Here is a 17,761-nt window from a genome sequence, read left to right on the forward strand (position 1 = left end):
CTTGTTCTATCTTACCGATGTGTCAGCTTCTTCTGTCAATAGCGCCTGAAGGACAAGTGCCATTGCTTCTGGAGATTCATCTGCCATTGCTTTGATTTTTTCAAGCAACACTTCATATTTTAGCTCATCTTCACTATAAGCATCGCCGACACCCAACTGCTCTTCAACCTTTTTACGCATTGATTGAACTTTTTCAATCAAATCTTCATCTTCATCATTTTCAATAGATAAAATCGGCTTTCCAAGTTCATCCTCTTCCTTGGATATCTCAAGCATTCTCTGTGCAAACGGTGCAATGGCTTTTTTGTAAAGAATAAAGAGCAAGATAAGCACAAAAAGATATTTAAAGAGTTCAGAAAATGGTGCTATGTACGTTTGAGAGAATGCGATAACCTCATTGACTTTTGCTTTCGAAGGGTCAATATCAGCTTTTTTAAACTGCAAGTTTTGCACACTAATCTGGTCTCCCCTTGCTTCACTGATACCGATTGAACGGCTTACAAGAGCACTAAGAGCTTCCAAATCACTCTCAGATAGCGCCTCATACTCCATCTCACTTGTCGGCTTTCCGTCTGCATCCGCTTTGTATTTGTACTTTCCATCCACAACAACCGCCGCCGTAATTCTTTTAATACGTGCGAACTCACTTTTTGTTGTAGAGACAGTTTTACCTACCTCGTAGTTTGTTGTTCCCGTGTTTTTTTCATATTTTTCAGTTGTTTTGTTATTTGCAAGCCCCTCTACCGGTCCTATATTGCTCACTGTTCCCGGAACACCGCCCACCTCTTGAGGAGCGGAGCCGTCTCTTTTTTCTTCGCTGACTTGTTCACTTCTGACCACATTTTCCGGGTCAAATTTCTCTGAAGTAGAGTTTTGGATAGAAAAATCATACTCCACGCTTACCTGCGCAACAACTTTTTGTTCTCCACCGACAAAAGGAGATACAACTTCGACAATCTTTCTTTGTCTCTTTTTCTCCTCTTTTGTTTTATAGTTTTGCTGCACAACAGAGAGTTCGCTCATCTGCACCATCTCATCGTCATCGCCAAGCGTTTCGCCGTCATTATCAATAAGCATTACACCTGATGGCGTAAGATTTGGTACTGCGGCAGCAACAAGATTTTTAATCCCTCTGATTTGCTTGGAAGTAAGTTTTGCCCCATCTGCCAATCTTACCATGACAGAAGCTGTAGGCGCGCTCTGTTTTTCAACAAAAAGTGTCTCTTTTGGAAGCGCTAGGCTGACACTTGCACTCTCTATCGGAGCAAGAGCACTGATGGTTCTTGAGAGTTCCCCTTCAAGCGCACGGAGATATTTTACATTCTGGTCAAAACTTGTCGCACCAAACTCCTGCTTGTCAAAGAGTTCAAATCCGACTCCGCTGTTTTTTGGGATCCCTAGCGATGCGATTGCGATACGCTCTTTATATACTGCGTTTTTAGGAACTTTAATTACATTGTTATCATGGATTTCATAAGGAATTTTATCTTTCTCAAGCTGCTCTACAACTTTTGCGGCATCTTGTGAAGTTAAAGAGTCAAAAAGCACTTCATATTTGCCAGCACCCTCTTTTTTTGCCGTATAAACAACCAAAAAAATGATAAATGCGACAATACCGACAACTGCAGAACCTATGATGATTTTTTGTTGCTTTGTAAGCTTATCATAGAGAATAACAAGTTGCGAAAAAAGTACCTTAAAATCCATCAACGTTCCATTTTATGATTGTAACAATGTTTTAAACAGTTCAAAAAAGCGGCTATTTTGCTCATGCGTGCCAACCGTTACTCTGATGGCATTCATCTTATAGCTACTCAAATCTCTAACTATCATCCCTTTTTGCAGTAGCGCCGTTGCTATTTTTGAGGAATTGAACCTAGAATCAAAGCAAAAAGTGACAAAATTTGTATAACTGTTTATTATATCTATTTTTTGCTCTTTTGCAAACTCCTCATAACGTTTCATCTGCTCTAAATTAAGTGCAACACTCTTTTGCACAAACTCCTCGTCGCTGAGTGCAACTGTTGCTGCTTCAAGAGAGAGTGTAGTGATGTTAAAAGGGGGTCTGAGTTTATAAAGCTCTTTTATAATTCTAGTATCGGCAATGCCATACCCTACTCTCATCCCGCCAAGACCATACGCTTTTGAGAATGTTCCAAGATAGATAACATTGTCATGCTTCTCAATAAGTTCTTTAACATCAATACCTTTTTTTGCATCTTTGTAAAACGCATACTCCATATAGGCAGCATCAACTACAACCAGAGTTTCGCTGTCGATTTTTTCCAAAAAGTCATAAATCTTTTGTGCGTCAAGCGCATCTCCGGTTGGGTTGTTTGGAGTACAGATAAAGATAATTTCAGGTTTTTCTTCTTTATAGAGCTTGTAAAACTCGTCCATGTTATGCTCTTGCGAAGAGGTGCGAATCACCTGTGCGCCTACATGTTTGGAGTAAATCTCATACATCGCAAAAGTGATGGAGTTCATAAGTATTTTTGAGCCGGCATGTGCTTTTGCATGAATCAAAAACTCTATAACCTGATCGCTTCCCGAACCGATAATGACATTTTGGCTCTCAACACCATATCTTGCGGCAAGCGAAGCTTTAAGATTAACCATCGAATCATCAGGATAGAGTGCCATTTTGGACAAAATAGCACCGACTGCATCAACCACTTTTGGCGAACATCCGCAAGGATTTTCATTTGACGCAAGCTTAATGATATCTTTTGGCTCAATGCCATACTCCCGTACTACCAGCTCTATAGGCTTTCCCGCCTCGTACGTTTTTATATCTTCTAAGTGTTTATTGAAATTCAATTTCGTCTCCTCTTACATAGCTTCCTAGCCAAGTTACCTCTCCCGTATGTTTTTGTAACACTTTTTTAAATCTCTCATCATCCACATGCCCATAAAAATCGATAAAAAACCAGTAATCAAAACCGCCTTTGTCTTTTGATGGGCGAGACTCTATTTTGGAGAGGTTGATACTCTCTTTTTCAAAATCTTGCAGAAAATGGACAAGCGAACCAGCCTTTACCGAGTCTTTTAGGCGTACCAAAATAGAGGTTTTGTCATCCTCGCTCGGCGCATTTTTAAAGTCGCTTAAGATAACAAACCTTGTCTGCGAACCGATATTATCCTCTACATGATCAAACATAGTCGGCACACCGTAAAGCTTCGCTGCGATGTGGCTGCAAATCGCTGCGGCACTTGGGTCTTTAGAGGCAAGAATTGCCGCTTTTGCCGTGGACTCTACGGGGATAAGTTCAACACCCGAGAGATTATGCTCTTGCAAAAACTCTCTACACTGACCAAAACCCTTGTCTCTTGAGTAAATCTTTGTGATGTCACCTATCTTTCTTGCCTTGCTGACAAAAGACATATGAATGGGCATATAGAGTTCTGCCACAATTTTTACAGAGCTGTTTGCAAGCAAATCCAACGTTTCACCGACTATCCCGTCTCTTGAATTTTCAATCGGTACTACACCGAATTTTGCTCTTTTGGCTTCAAGCTCTTTAAAAACAGCAGGAATGGAGTGCATTGCAAGATAGTCACTCATCGCCCCAAAACGGCTCTCCGCAGCTTGATGCGTAAAACTCCCCTCAGGTCCGAGGTAGGCTATGCGCTCGGGAAGCTCAAGATTTCTTGATACTGCAAAAACCTCCAAAAATATCGCTTCAATCGCACCCCCGTTTAAAAGCCCCTCTTCACTGGCGCTCTTTTGGGTTAAACGCTGAATTATTGCCTTTTCTCGCTCAGGCCTGTAAATAGCAGTGTCGCTGCTCTTTTTAATCTCTCCGACACGCTTGACTACCTGCATTCTCTTGTTGAGAAGCTCTAAAACTTCATCATCAATCAAATCTATCGCAGTGCGGCACTCTTCTAATGTATTCATAACTGCTCCAATATCTCTTGCATATCTGCAAAAATATAATCCGGTCTAAGATGGGGCTCTAAAAAAGGAACTATCTCGTCTGCACTTTTATATTTGCCGCTTGTGACAAAAACAGTTTTCATCCCCATCTCTTTTGCACCGCCAAGGTCGCCCTTGACATCATCGCTTATGATGGTAATATCGCTAAATTTTGCATCGGGATTTTGTTTTTGAAGCATCATAAGCGCCTCATTGTAAAATGCAACGCTTGGCTTGCCGACAACTTCATAAGAGCATGATGTCGCAAAAGAGAGCATCTTCAAGATAGCACCAACTCCCGGATAACGCTTGGAGTTTTTTGCATAGATGGAGGTCTCATGCATCCCGACAAGCGAGGCACCGCTGAGTAAAAAGTCGATAATCTGGGCAAACTCGTCAGAGGTAAAGTTCTCCTTGATTGAGATAAGCACTGTTTTTGGATTTTTATAGTCAAGCACATAGCCCATTTTTCTCAAAACTTCCAAAAACTCCTCTGAGCCATAAGCCGCAACCGCCTCTTTTGAGACACGAGACTCCAGCAGCATCAAAGGGTCAAGATAGTGTGAAAAGTCAAAATGAAACCCTAAAGAGTAGAGAAAAGCATAAAATTCGTCAGAGGCTTTTTTTGTGCTGTTTGTCAAAACCATATAGGGGATTTTTCCGGCATTCAGCGCATCAATAAACTCTCTGCTCCCGCGAATGGGGGACTTGTCACTATCGCTGATAAGTGTGCCTTGAACATCAATAAAATACATCTTAGTTATCCAAATACTCTTTTTCTAAAGCTATCAAATCCTCAAACTCTTCTCGTCTGCGAATAAGCTTTACTTCGCCATGACTTATGGCAACCTCGGCACTTCTGCCTCTTGTGTTGTAGTTGCTGCCCATTCCAAAACCATACGCTCCGGCACTGTGAATCACAAGCAAATCGTTATGCTCTAAAATCGGAAGCGGATAGTTTTTCGCAAAAAAGTCCCCACTCTCACACACCGGACCGACTACATCGGCATCACTGAGTTCTGTTTGGCTCTGAGTAAGTGCTTCGATTCTGTGATATGCTTTGTAAAGACTTGGACGCAAAAGGTCATTCATTGCACCGTCAACCACGACAAATCTCTTTGCGCCGTTTTTCTTCTCGTAAAGAACTTTTGTCAGGAAGTAGCCCGCATTCGCCGTTAAAAATCTCCCCGGCTCACAAACGATAGTCAAATCAAGCCCTTTAAGTGCAGTCAAAATAGCCTGCGCATAATCATAAGGTTTGATAGTCTCCTCATCTTTGTAGCGCACGCCAAGACCGCCGCCGATGTCAAAGAACTTCAGCTCTATCTTTATGCTCTGAAGCGAACGCACCAAATCAGCAACGATAACGGCAGACTCATAGATAGGGTCTAACTCTGTAAGTTGTGAGCCGATATGAAAATGGATCCCCACAGGGTCAAGATGTTCAGAGTTGTTGGCACGGATATACATCCTCTTTGCCGCATCTATCTCAACACCAAATTTATTATCATGAAGTCCCGTTGAGATATACGGATGTGTCTTTGGGTCTATGTTTGGGTTTACTCTGATGCTGATTCTGCACTGCACGCCAAGCTCTTTTGCGATAAGCTCTACACGCCCAATCTCTGCTTCACTCTCTACGTTTATATATAAGATATCACGCTCTATCGCCTCTCGTATCTCATCATCGCTCTTTCCCACGCCCGAGAAGATAATCTTATAGTTTGGAACTCCCGCCAAAAATGCACGGCGTACCTCGCCTATAGAGACACAATCCGCACCGCTTCCAAGGTCTGCAAAATTTTTAATAACGCTAAGGTTTGAATTTGATTTTATAGCAAATGCCAAAAGTGATTTTCTACCCTTAAATGCGCTCTTTAGCTGCTCATACTGCGCTTTCATAGCATCTAAATCATAAATGTAAAGTGGGGTTTTGTAGGTGGACGCAAGTTCTTTAAAATTTATCATAAAAATCCTAAATATTTTTTGATGGATTTTATCCAAAAAGTACTTATAATTTTGTTATTTTTATGCCGTTGTACGATATTTCCTCCATTGCCTTAGTGCGGCTAAAAGGAGAAGCAGATTTGGAAGAATGATGCCAACCTCGCTTGGAAGCGTTTTATGGTTTGAGAGTTCAATAAGCGCAAAAAGAAACGCCCATACCATAAGTGATGCTAAAATTGCTCCAAAACTAAAGAGAGAGACATTCAAAAATCTTGCACTGACGGGAACAAAAAAGAAGATAATCACAATCAAACTTGGAACAAAAAAAGGATAGACAAATATCTTATAAAGAGCACTTTTGAGTATGCTTGTGTTGATATTTTGCGCCTTTAAAAGTACATAAGCATCAATAGCATCAATTATGGAGAAGTTAACTTTTCCCTCATAAACCTGATCTAACATTTTTGGACGAAACCCTTGAAGAATCTCCAGATTTTTCTGTTGTGTTACTTTTATGCCTAATGATTCAAAATCAGCATGATCTGGTTTGGTAATGATATCGGCTTCATTGATAAGCCATGCGTCATTTCTATAAGCTGCTTTTGAAGCGACCAAAACCTCTTTAAGTGAGTTGTCAACAAAACTAAATACACGTATATTTTGAGCACTCTCTTGCAGAGGAAGCAGTTTTGAAAAATAGACAAATTTCTCTTTATAAGTGAAAAAAAGGTCTCGTGTCGGGCTAAGATATTGGGCGTTTTTACGAATATTTTTTGCAAATTCGTCTGCACGTGCAAAATTTGAAATAGAGTGCAGAGAGATAAAAAGAAGTATCACTAACGTAGAAACAATAACAAACGGTTTTAAAATGTCGATTTTTGAGTAGCCCAAAGAGTAAAAGGAAACAAGCGCATTAGAACGAATTAAAAATAATTTTGTTGCAATCATAGCAAAGATAAGCGAGAGAGGCAGAAGCATATCCATAGCGTAAAAAGTTTTATAAACAAGATAGATAAGCAGCAAGTTTGCGGAGATATCAAGCTTTTCAGTACTTCCCATATAGTCAAATCCGACCAAAAAGAGAATAAGCGCCAACAAAATAATAATAAAATACCTTACATAGTGAAAAGAGATATATTTAAAAGCTAGCATTCTACCAATCCAAAAAAAACATTAAGTCGCTATTGTAGCTTAATGTTTTTAGAGGTGTCCTTAATCGTATATTTTGAGCTAACATCTTCAAAACTATCCATAAGCAGTGCTTCAAGCGCATTTACGGCACTCTCTATCCATCTACCAAGGTGTTTTTGCTCCTCTTTAGAGAAGTCGCTTAAAACATAAGAAGCAACTTCTCCTTTGTGTTCTGGTTTGCCAATGCCCATACGCACTCGGATATACTCTTTAGAAATATGTTCATCGGCAGATTTAAGACCGTTATGCCCGCCGTGCCCGCCGCCCTTTTTAAAGCGAAGCGCACCAAATGGCAAGTCCAAATCATCATGTATGACAACGACTTCATCAATTTTGTAAAATTTTTTAACAGCCGCAATAGAGACGCCTGATAGATTCATAAAAGTAAGCGGTTTTAATAAAAAATGATTTGAAAATTTGAAAAGTTCACCCTGAAAAGATGAGGAAGAGAGTTTTTGAGCATTTTGTCTTTTGACAAGCTCATCAATAACCATAAAACCTATATTATGGCGGGTATGCTCATAGTTCGGGCCAGGATTTCCTAGTCCGACTATTAACATGATTACTTAGCTTTAATAATACTTAAAACAGATACACGGTCAGCGTCTGTAAATGTTACGTTTGGAATTTTATCTAAGTCACGTACCATCTTAGCATCGCCTACATCCATTTTTGCAACATCTACGATAACGCTGTTTGGAACGTTTTCAATAGCAGCTTTTACTCTTAAACGCGGCTTGGAAATATGCACAAGACCTTTGTTTTTAAGACCGATTGCATCACCAACTGTTTGTACTGGAAGATGATAGTGTGTTACAACACCTGTTTGTGCAACCATCAAGTCCACGTGAAGTAGTTTGCCTGTTACAGGATGTGCTTCATATGCTTGAACAACAACATTCATCTCTTTTCCGGCTATTGAGACCGGGAATGCTAAGTTCTCTTTATTGCGAACAGTACGGATATATTCGTTTTCTTTGAATACGGCATGAATATTTTCAAGCCCTTTTCCGTAAATATTTGCAATTAGATAACCATCACGGCGAAGCGCTTTCGTGCTTTTTTTGCCAATACTCTCTCTAACGATACCTTCTAACATAGTAAATCCTTCATAAAAAATGTTTGGAATTATACCTTTTTAAGCTTTAAGTGTAGTTAAACAAGGCTATTTTAAATCAAAAACATCTTCCTCAACTGCGCTGTTTTCATCAATGTTTTTCCAGTTTTCCGGCTTTTTGACATCAGCAGCCTTTCCGCTGTTAAAACCATTCATTTTAAGCTCTAAGTCAGAAGCGCTTGTTGCATACTCTTTGGCTTTCTCTCTTGTAATAACCCCTGTGTTATATATATCGAAAATATGCTGATCAAAACTCTGTGATTTGTAGTGGTCACGCCCTTTTTCTATTGCTTCACGAATCTCAATATCACGATTTTCTAAAATCAATTTTTCTATCGTAGGAGTTTTGACAAGTATCTCCATCGCCGCCACACGCTTTTTGTCAATTGTCGGAATAAGGCGCTGTGAAATAACCCCCCTAAGAACGCTCGCCAGCGAGAGACGAATACGATTTTGCTCCTCATACGGGAACATACCTATGATACGATTGATTGTCTCTTTTGCATCAAGCGTATGGAGTGTAGAAAAAACGAGGTGACCGGTATCTGCGGCATGAAGTGCCAGTTCTATGGTCTCTCTATCTCTCATCTCACCGACAAGGATGATGTCGGGGTCTTCACGCAAAGCTGCTCTTAGGGCTCTATCAAAAGATAGAGTATCTTGACCCAATGAACGCTGATTGATGATGCAACCTCTGTCTTTGTGAACAAACTCTATAGGGTCTTCAATCGTTATAATATGCTTTTTATCTGTAAAGTTTATCTCATTCACCATAGCAGCAAGCGTTGTTGATTTACCGCTTCCCGTTGTCCCCGTGACAAGCACAAGCCCGCGTGATTCCTTTGTAAACATTCTTACTGCTTCAGGGTATTTCATCTCATCGATAGTCGGAATCTTCATAGGAATTACACGAAAAACAAAAGAAGGACCGTCCGTTTGAAAAAATATATTAACACGGAAGCGATTACTCTCATCAAACTGATAAACAAAGTCTATCTCTTTATTTTCAACAAACTCAGAATATCTTCCCCGCAACATCTCTTTTGCCAAAACCATTGCATCATCGTATGAAAATACACTTCCGGAAAATGGAATTATCGTCCCATTGATTCTGGCGCGTATCACTCCATTTGATTTTACGTGCAAGTCACTGCCTTCGTTTTCAATAAGTTTTTTGAGGTACCCTCTTATCTTTTTTATCTGTTCAAACGTTAACTGATTTATATCTACTTCATTTTTATTTTGACTCATAATGACTCCAATATATCTTTAAATGCATCTTTAAAAGATTGCAATCCATCTTCTATCTGTTTTGCCAAAACAGCATCAAAATCAATACCCAAACCCCTAATCTTTTCAAAGTGTTCTTCTATCATTTTTGGCTCAACCGGCAACGCTGCGGCTTGAAGCCCATTTGCATGAAATGCTTTTATGGTCTCAATCGGAGCAGTGTTTATAGTGTTATACGCTAAAAGTTTTTCTATGTAGTAATGTGCATCAAGAGAATCATCTTTTACTCCTGTGCTTGCAAAAAGAACTCTACATCCGTTCACTTCCAGCTTTTCAACTTCTGCATAAATAGCAGCACTGTTATAGATACCGCTCAGACCTATTGACACACCGTTTTTTGCAAGCAGCGCGTCAAGTGCTCTATCAACACGGCTTACAAAAACACTGATAACTGTATCAACCTTGGAGCCATATTTCGCCATACCATCGCCAAATGCCTCTGCGCAAGCAAGTGCCTGCTCCATTTTAAATATAAGCGTCGCATTCACAGGGATACCGCTTCCTACAAGCTCCCGCATAGCACTATATCCGGCTGCTGTAGCCGGAACCTTTATCATTACATTTTTGCGACCTATTTGAGCAAAAAGTCGCTTCCCTTCCTCTATGGTTGCCTCTGCATCGTCACAAAGATATGGATCTACCTCAATGCTCACATACCCATCATCTCCCGCTTCATAAAGCGGCGCTAAGATATCTGCCGCTTTTTGAATATCATAAATAGCAACCGCCTCATACTTCTGCTTAGGAGTTAAAGTACTTAGAGCAGCTAGCTGCTCTTTATAGGCACTTGAACTAAGTATCGCATTTTTAAAAATTGCTGGGTTAGAGGTCGCACCGTTAACAATTCCTTGTGCAATCAAATCCCTAAACTCACTATCCAAATAATCCCTCTCTATAAAATCAGCCCATAAAGAGAATTTTAAATCTTCTATATACACGCAAAGCCCCTTTCTTGTTCGGTAAATTATATCTTAACAAATCTCAATTTCAAATCAACCTACATTTATAGGTATTTTGATACTAAACGTTGTCTCACTCCCGGAAGTTTGTACTTCTATCTCGCCACCAAACTGTTTTTCAACAATCATTTTACTCATATAGAGTCCCAATCCTGTTCCATTTTTTCCTTTTGTGCTAAAGTATGGCTCAAAAAGACGTGAAATGTGCTCTTTTGCAATTCCGCCGGCATTATCATGGATAGAGATTGTTATCAGCTCCTTTTCTATAAATGTATCAATGGCAATAAAAGGATTTGAAGATTTAGCTTCATTATGTGCATCAATAGCGTTATTTAAAATATTTAAAATTACCTGAACCAGCTCATTGGCGTAAGTTTTTAGAGTTATACTGTTTTGTTTATCTACGGTGAGCGAAATATTCCTATCATGCACTCTGGTAAGAGCAAAATTTACCGCCCGTTGCAGCAATTCTTGCAACTCAATCGTTACGCTCTCCTTATTTGGACGAAAATATGTTTGAAAATCATCTATAGTTTCAGAAAGGTAGATGATGGTATTGCTTATATTACTAAGTGCCTCATCCATATCTTTGCATCTTTTTTCATTGCTTAGCATATGTTTAAGTTGTAGATTTGCTATTTGCAACGTTATGGTAGAGAGCGGCTGTCTCCACTGATGCGCTATCATGCTTATCATCTCCCCCATTACCGCCTGTTTGGACTGTACCTCAAGGATTTGGTCTTTTTTTCTCAGCTCCTCTAGTTTTTGCTCCACCGCTACCTCAAGCGATTCATTGAGCTTGATAAGCTCCATGGTTTTATCTTTGACCTGTTTTTCAAGTTCGGAGTTAAAATTTTTTAGCATCTCTTGTTGTTGCAATATTGTTGATTTTGCCTCATCAATCTTTTTTTTGTAAAAATAGATAATAATGCTAACAATTACCAAAACAAAAGAGATGTAAAAAACTTGATACATAGAGTATTTTATCTCCACAAAGCTCTGCAAAGGTGCGACCAAAAGCATCAGAAGAATAAAAAAAAGCCAATAGAATGAGTGAACCGTTTTTTGAAAATAGAGCAAAATAATAGGGTAAGTAAATATCCAAAGATGTTTTAAATCGCTTGGATGGCTAAGATAGATAAGGAAAAGAAACAAAAAGGTATATTGTAACGTCATACCCATAGCAAAAAACTCAAAAAAGTTGCGATACTTCCGAAGAGCAAAAAACATCACAAAGTTCATACAAAGTAGAGCGATTTCCAGAGGAATAAAGTCGTGTAAATCTCTTATGTAGTTACCGATTATCCCAAAAACAAGACCTGCACTTGAGAGCAAAATACCTATATTTACCATCTGGTATCTATTTTTTAACTCATGCTCCGATGCATCAAAAACCCAACCGCTTGTAAAAACATCTTTTATTTTTATTAGCATCCGCTTCTCCTTTTATGGCAGATAGACTTTATCTAAAAGTTCATTATACTCACTTTGTGCATCGCTATCAAGTGTTATGCCGCCGCCACTTTTATAAATATAGCCCTCTTGCGACTTCTGCACAAATCGTATCATAACCGCACTATCGAGTGTTTTGCCGTCATATACACCAAACACTCCGCTAAAAAATCCTCTCTCATACCCCTCAACCGCATCGATTATCTCCAAAGTACTCTTTTTTGGCGCACCGCTTATGCTTCCCGCCGGAAGAAGTGCCTTTAATATATCTCCTATCCTCTCGGGCCAATCCTCACCGACATCTCCGCTTATGCGAGAGCTTACATGCAAAAGTTTTTTCACTCCTGCCTCTATCTCATGAACATATCTAAACTTCTCAACTCTCACCTTTTTTGCCACGATTGAGAGGTCGTTTCTCAAGAGATCAACAACCATAACATGTTCTGCCATCTCTTTTTGGTTAGCTAAGATGCTCTCTTTGGCGTTTGTGATGGATGCATCAATTGTCCCTTTCATGGGAAAAGTAGAGATTTTAGAGTCCTCAATCCGGATAAATTTTTCCGGAGAGAAGCAGACGAACTCATCTTTATATCTTAGTTTATATTGGGCATTAGCACACCAAAATATCTCTTTGAGAGAGAGCGGAGTTTTTATAAATGAGGGCTGAGTAAGATTTAAAAGATATGTTTCGCCTGCCTTTATCTTCTCAATGACAAAATCAAACTTTTTTTTATATTCGCTAAAGTCTGCGCCTTTTTTCTCTAAAAAGTCTGCATGCTCTTTTGTTTTATAATTTTCATCTATGCAAAATTCAATGTCGTTTGCCTCAAGTTCACACAAAGGAAAAGCTATTATATTTTGAGCCTTAAAATCGACTATAAATAAAAAAGGCTCCCTTTTTACACCCAGAGAGTTTAAATCATCAAATGTCATTAATCAATTTTTTAAGCACTGCCATTCTAATAGCAACACCGTTTGAGACCTGCTCTAAAACTTTGCATCTTTTATCTGCCAAAAGCACATCACAAATATCTATATTTCTATGAACGGGTCCAGGATGAAGCAGGATAATATCTCTATCTCCCACAACTTCCGAGGTTATGCAAAAATCACTCGCATAATCTTTAAGCGATGCGTAAGTTTGCGAAGAGTGCCTCTCCGTTTGGGTTCTAAGGCTCATGATAGCATCCACTTCATCAATTATCTCATTAATGCGGTGTGTCGTTCTCAGATTTGTTTTTGGCAAAAACTGTGGCGGTGCAACCAAAACCACCTCCATCCCAAAGCGAGTAAGAAGTTCGATATTGGAGTTTGCAACTCTTGAATTTTTTATATCTCCGACTATGGCTATTTTTATTCCTTTAACATCTCCAAAATGTTTTTTAAGAGTAAAAAGATCTAAAAGTGCCTGTGTCGGGTGCGCATGTGCGCCATCTCCTGCATTTATGATGGAAGCTTTCGTATGGTTTGAGAGGATTTTTGGTACACCGGAGTTTTGATGTCGCACGATGATGGCATGAGGACCCATCGCATCAAGGTTCATTGCCGTATCGACAAGCGTTTCGCCTTTTTTAGTAGAGCTATTTGCCACATCAAGATGCACTATCTCCGCCCCAAGCCTCTTTGCGGCAATCTCAAAAGAGCTTCTCGTTCTTGTTGAGTTTTCAAAAAAAAGCGTAATTATGATTTTATCCCTTAAAATCCCCTCAAATCTGCCATCGCTAAAAAGCTCTGCATCCTCTAAAATCGACTCTATCTCTTTAGTCGTAAAATCATCTGTACGAATTAAATGTTTCATTTTTTCCTTACACTCGTCATTCCGTATCAAGTACGGAATCTAATTTATTTTATAAATTATACAAGACATCACATATTTTTTCAATATCACGATCCGCTTCAAGCACCTCAAAACCCGTTTGTACAAAGTAAGGCTTTGAGATAGCTTCAAAACTGCCGCTATCTTCTTTACAGTTAAACGCAACCGCATGCACTATCTTTTTATCTTCAAGAGCTTTTTTACTAAGCAGTGTATCGTTTATACAGCCAAGAGAACAGTGCGTAACCAAAAGCGCAACAGCTTTAAGCTTCTGCACTAAATCTATCATCATAGTGTCTGCATCAATAGGCACATAAAGCCCGCCAGCCCCCTCAATAATAACAATATCACAAAAAGCCTCAAGCTCTTGGATCTTTTTTTCTACTTTTTTTATATCCAGCTTCACGCCGCCGGATGCCACAAACGGAGCCGCTGCCATCTCGTACATTATAGGAACGATATCTTCAGCCTCCAGATGCCACAGCTTTGGATTCACCTCTTTTACAAGTTCTAAAAGTTCCTCTCCATCCGTCGCATACCCATTCAAAACCCCAGTTTCAATCGGCTTGATAACCCCAACCCTAAACCCGCGCAAAGCAAACTCTCTAAGAAGCAGTTTTGTCGTATATGTTTTTCCTATGTTGGTATTTGTAGCAGTTACGAAGATTCGTTTTGTCATAATTATCTCAATTTCGTTATAATTTTTTTCAATAAGAGATAAATATTATAGGAAATTTATGGCAACGAATACAGAATTAGAAACTATCAGCGAAATATCGCTCAAATATCCTAAAAGATACAAAGTACTCCTTTTAAACGACAACTATACTTCGATGGAGTTTGTTATCGATATTTTAATGCGCATCTTTCACAAAGGGTATGATGAAGCTCAAAATATCATGCTTCAAGTACATGAAAACGGCAAAGGAGTATGCGGTGTCTATACGCATGAGATTGCAGAGACCAAAATAGCACAGGTGCATCAAAAAGCCAGAGATAACGGTTTTCCGCTAAGAGCACAGATGGAGAATGAGTAATGATAAGCTATGCCCTCAATGAAATTTTTCAAAAATCAATTGTCCATGCAAAAGAACTCAGGCACGAATATATCACTATTGAACATCTATTTTATCAAATTCTCAACTCTGCAGACGGGGCAAAAATCATCTTTGAGTGTGGCGGCGATGTTGCCAAAATGAAAGAGATTGTCAAAAACTATATTTACACAAACACTCCCATACTGCCAAAAGATATTCACGATGAACCTTTTGAGAGTATCGCACTCTCAAGAATGATTGATGCTATGATTAAACATACTCAAGTATCGGGACAACAGAGTGCAGACATCGGAGATTTACTTGTAGCTATTTATGATGAGAACAACTCTTTTGCCTATCTGCTGCTAAATGAGTATCACATCTCAAAGCTCGATATCCTAGAGATAATTACACAACAAGAGCAGAGCCAGACACCGCAACAAAAAGAATCTTACCTCCAAAAGTACGCTATCAATCTTCTAAAAAAAGCCAAAGAAGGGAAAATAGACCCGGTTATCGGGCGTGAAAATGAGATAGAGAGAGTAACACAGATTTTATGCCGCAGAAAGAAAAACAACCCGCTTTTAGTCGGAGAAGCGGGAGTTGGAAAAACAGCTATTGCAGAGGGACTGGCACTTAGCATAGCTTCAGGGAACGCACCTCTGATTTTGCAAAAAAGCGAACTTTTTGCACTCGATCTAGGCGCAATGCTCGCAGGCACAAAATACAGAGGAGATTTTGAAAAACGCCTAAAAGGCGTGATGGATGAACTCAAATCCATGCCAGACGCTATCCTTTTTATCGATGAGATTCACACACTTGTGGGTGCAGGTTCTACAAGCGGAAGCATGGACGCTGCAAATCAGCTAAAACCGGCTCTTGCTTCAGGCGAGCTCAAATGCATGGGTGCAACAACTTTTGCAGAGTACAGAAACGGTTTTGAAAAAGACAAAGCTCTTAACAGAAGATTCTCCAAGGTAGATATAAATGAGCCCTCTTCAGAGACAACCTACAAAATTCTCAAAGGGTTAAAGAGCAAATACGAAGAGCATCACGGGGTGAGTTTCAGCGACAAAGCGCTAAAGAGCGCGATTGAGCTCTCGCAAAGATATATAACAGACAAATTTCTACCCGACAAAGCTATCGACCTCCTAGATGAGACAGCAGCTTCATTTCATCTCAAAGAGCACAAAAAAAGAGTAGTAACGGGGCATGATATAGAAGAAACAATTTCAAAAATTGTAGGCATCACAACTCCTAAAACCACAAAAGATGAAACAGAACTGCTTTTTTCGCTCCAAGAGAAACTCCAAGAAAGAGTCATAGGACAAGAAAAAGCAGTTGCGGAGGTTGTCAAAGCAATTACTATCTCCAAAGCAGGTCTCACACTACCAAACAAACCAATAGCCTCTTTTTTATTTATGGGACCCACGGGTGTCGGCAAAACAGAGCTTGCACTCTCCATAAGCCAACTCTTAGGTATCCATTTTGAGAGATTTGATATGAGCGAATATATGGAAAAACACGCCTTAAGCCGCCTAATTGGAGCACCTCCGGGATATGTCGGGTATGAACAAGGCGGTCTACTTACAGAGGCGATAAAAAAACACCCTTACTCGGTTTTACTTCTTGATGAGATAGAAAAAGCGCATCCTAATCTAGTCAATATTCTCCTTCAAATTATGGACAGCGCAACTCTGACAGACAACAACGGCTACAAAGCTGATTTTCAAAATGTTATCCTTATTATGACATCTAATGTCGGAGCAAATGCCAGAGCCGTTATGGGATTCAACAAAGATGAATCTATTGCGAAGAATGAAGAGTTAAAACACTTTTTTACACCTGAGTTTAGAAACAGACTAAGTGCTATAATAGAGTTTAAAGCACTCTCTTTTGATATAACTATTGGAATTGTCGAAAAATTTATCGGAGAGTTTAACAAACAACTTAAAAAGAAGAAGATTTTCCTTGCTCTCTCTAAAGAAGCAGTAGAATTTATCGCAAAAAGTGCCTACTCACCAGAGATGGGTGCCAGACCAATCAAAAGATATATCGAAGAGCATATAGTTAATAAACTAAGCAATGAGATACTTTTTGGAAAACTCAAAAAAGGCGGCTATGTAGAAGTCACCTACAAAGAAAAGCTTCTTTTAGAGTTCAAAGAGACAGCGTGAGCATTCCCAGACTAAACAAATACAGCCTATCATTTCCGCATCCAAACGATGCAAATGAAGACGGTATAGTTGCTTGGGGAGGAGATTTAACTCCATCAAGACTTATGCGCGCTTATCAAAACGGCATCTTTCCATGGTATTCAAAAGACGATCCTATTCTCTGGTGGTCAACCAATCCAAGACTGATTATGGAGTTAGATGATTTTAAATTAAGCCACTCACTTAAAAAAAGTATCAAAAAATTTTCTTATAAGTTTGATAAAAATTTTAGAGAAGTCGTCAAGCAATGCAGCAGCATCAAAAGAGAAAATCAAAACGGTACATGGATACAAGATGAAGTCATAGAAGCTTACTCCGAACTTCATGATATGGGAATCGCACACAGCGTTGAAGCCTATTTGGATGACAAACTTGTCGGCGGGCTTTACGGTGTAGTTGTAGGTAGAGTATTTTGCGGCGAATCAATGTTTGCACATGTTAGCGATGCCTCAAAATCCGCTTATGCCACACTTATAAAACATCTTAAGCATTGGGGATACGATTTTATAGACTGCCAAGTACCTACACCACACCTTAAGAGTTTGGGAGCAAAAGAGGTTAGCAGGGATAATTTTTTAAGCAGATTACATAAAACAAATATGACAAATATAGAACATGTATGGAAAATAGAAAATCTTGATTGAATCACATAGAAAATATTTATTTAAAAAAACAGTCTTCAAATAATTATTATATTGATTGTAATTGTAGCGGAATAAAAAAATGATCAACTAGGCAGCGACCTACGTTCCCAACCCTGTAAGGGTCAGTATTATCAGCGATGAGAGGCTTAGCTTCCGGGTTCGGAATGGAGCCG

At 39.3% G+C, this 17,761-nt stretch carries 17 protein-coding genes; 3 read left to right on the forward strand and 14 right to left on the reverse strand.

Translation table 11 applies throughout. The features are described from left to right. Window positions 1-6 precede the first annotated feature (6 nt). The 14 genes from fliF to bioD all read right to left on the reverse strand — a co-directional run bounded on the left by fliF (window position 7) and on the right by bioD (window position 14,370). On the reverse strand, window positions 7-1,707 hold the full coding sequence (fliF, locus tag PHY84_RS08600; protein WP_299858971.1) for a flagellar basal-body MS-ring/collar protein FliF: 1,701 nt from the start codon (window positions 1,705-1,707) through the stop codon (window positions 7-9). Between the two features lie 12 nt (window positions 1,708-1,719). Then, window positions 1,720-2,820 carry a histidinol-phosphate transaminase gene (gene hisC / locus PHY84_RS08605; RefSeq protein WP_299858972.1) on the reverse strand — a complete coding sequence of 367 codons (1,101 nt, stop codon included), beginning with the start codon at window positions 2,818-2,820 and terminating at the stop codon, window positions 1,720-1,722. Next, a complete protein-coding gene (pheA, locus tag PHY84_RS08610; RefSeq protein WP_299858973.1) occupies window positions 2,807-3,901 on the reverse strand; it encodes a prephenate dehydratase in 1,095 nt (364 codons plus the stop codon). The genes hisC and pheA overlap by 14 nt, the downstream gene beginning before the upstream one ends. Further along, entirely contained in the window at window positions 3,898-4,674 is a 777-nt protein-coding gene (locus PHY84_RS08615) for an HAD-IIA family hydrolase (protein WP_299858974.1), read from the reverse strand. Before PHY84_RS08615 ends, pheA begins: the two co-directional genes overlap by 4 nt. A 1-nt stretch (window position 4,675) precedes the next feature. Beyond that, entirely contained in the window at window positions 4,676-5,902 is a 1,227-nt protein-coding gene (gene lysA, locus PHY84_RS08620) for a diaminopimelate decarboxylase (protein WP_299858989.1), read from the reverse strand. A gap of 45 nt (window positions 5,903-5,947) precedes the next feature. Beyond that, the gene (locus PHY84_RS08625; RefSeq protein WP_299858975.1) at window positions 5,948-7,018 is read right to left on the reverse strand and encodes an LptF/LptG family permease; all 1,071 of its coding nucleotides are present in this window, start codon (window positions 7,016-7,018) and stop codon (window positions 5,948-5,950) included. Window positions 7,019-7,047: 29 nt separating this feature from the next. Beyond that, window positions 7,048-7,620 (reverse strand): aminoacyl-tRNA hydrolase, encoded by a 573-nt coding sequence (gene pth / locus PHY84_RS08630; RefSeq protein ID WP_299858990.1) that lies wholly within the window; start codon window positions 7,618-7,620, stop codon window positions 7,048-7,050. After that, complete coding sequence (locus PHY84_RS08635) at window positions 7,620-8,156, reverse strand: 50S ribosomal protein L25/general stress protein Ctc (RefSeq protein ID WP_299858976.1); 537 nt, start codon at window positions 8,154-8,156, stop codon at window positions 7,620-7,622. The genes pth and PHY84_RS08635 overlap by 1 nt, the downstream gene beginning before the upstream one ends. A 66-nt stretch (window positions 8,157-8,222) precedes the next feature. Next, window positions 8,223-9,425: a PilT/PilU family type 4a pilus ATPase gene (locus tag PHY84_RS08640; RefSeq protein ID WP_299858977.1), complete on the reverse strand. Its 1,203-nt coding sequence runs from the start codon at window positions 9,423-9,425 to the stop codon at window positions 8,223-8,225. Beyond that, complete coding sequence (locus PHY84_RS08645) at window positions 9,422-10,402, reverse strand: transaldolase (protein WP_299858978.1); 981 nt, start codon at window positions 10,400-10,402, stop codon at window positions 9,422-9,424. Before PHY84_RS08645 ends, PHY84_RS08640 begins: the two co-directional genes overlap by 4 nt. Window positions 10,403-10,456: 54 nt before the next feature. Next, window positions 10,457-11,857, reverse strand: coding sequence for a HAMP domain-containing sensor histidine kinase (locus PHY84_RS08650; protein WP_299858979.1), 1,401 nt, complete (start codon window positions 11,855-11,857; stop codon window positions 10,457-10,459). A 12-nt stretch (window positions 11,858-11,869) separates the two neighbouring features. Further along, window positions 11,870-12,808, reverse strand: coding sequence for an aminodeoxychorismate synthase component I (locus PHY84_RS08655; RefSeq protein ID WP_299858980.1), 939 nt, complete (start codon window positions 12,806-12,808; stop codon window positions 11,870-11,872). Further along, window positions 12,798-13,673, reverse strand: a complete 876-nt coding sequence (locus PHY84_RS08660; RefSeq protein ID WP_299858981.1) for an aspartate carbamoyltransferase catalytic subunit — start codon at window positions 13,671-13,673, stop codon at window positions 12,798-12,800. Before PHY84_RS08660 ends, PHY84_RS08655 begins: the two co-directional genes overlap by 11 nt. A 49-nt stretch (window positions 13,674-13,722) precedes the next feature. Next, window positions 13,723-14,370 (reverse strand): dethiobiotin synthase, encoded by a 648-nt coding sequence (gene bioD / locus PHY84_RS08665; RefSeq protein WP_299858982.1) that lies wholly within the window; start codon window positions 14,368-14,370, stop codon window positions 13,723-13,725. A 58-nt stretch (window positions 14,371-14,428) separates the two neighbouring features. Here bioD and clpS point away from each other — a divergent pair, with 58 nt between their 5' ends. The 3 genes from clpS to aat are packed head-to-tail and all read left to right on the forward strand — an operon-like array spanning window position 14,429 to window position 17,588. Next, a complete protein-coding gene (gene clpS / locus PHY84_RS08670; protein WP_299858983.1) occupies window positions 14,429-14,728 on the forward strand; it encodes an ATP-dependent Clp protease adapter ClpS in 300 nt (99 codons plus the stop codon). After that, the gene (locus PHY84_RS08675; protein ID WP_299858984.1) at window positions 14,728-16,905 is read left to right on the forward strand and encodes an AAA family ATPase; all 2,178 of its coding nucleotides are present in this window, start codon (window positions 14,728-14,730) and stop codon (window positions 16,903-16,905) included. The genes clpS and PHY84_RS08675 overlap by 1 nt, the downstream gene beginning before the upstream one ends. After that, the gene (gene aat / locus PHY84_RS08680) at window positions 16,902-17,588 is read left to right on the forward strand and encodes a leucyl/phenylalanyl-tRNA--protein transferase (RefSeq protein WP_299858985.1); all 687 of its coding nucleotides are present in this window, start codon (window positions 16,902-16,904) and stop codon (window positions 17,586-17,588) included. Before PHY84_RS08675 ends, aat begins: the two co-directional genes overlap by 4 nt. Window positions 17,589-17,761: the final 173 nt, after the last annotated feature.

The organism is Sulfurimonas sp., assembly GCF_028694605.1.
In the GTDB taxonomy this organism is placed as follows: domain Bacteria; phylum Campylobacterota; class Campylobacteria; order Campylobacterales; family Sulfurimonadaceae; genus Sulfurimonas.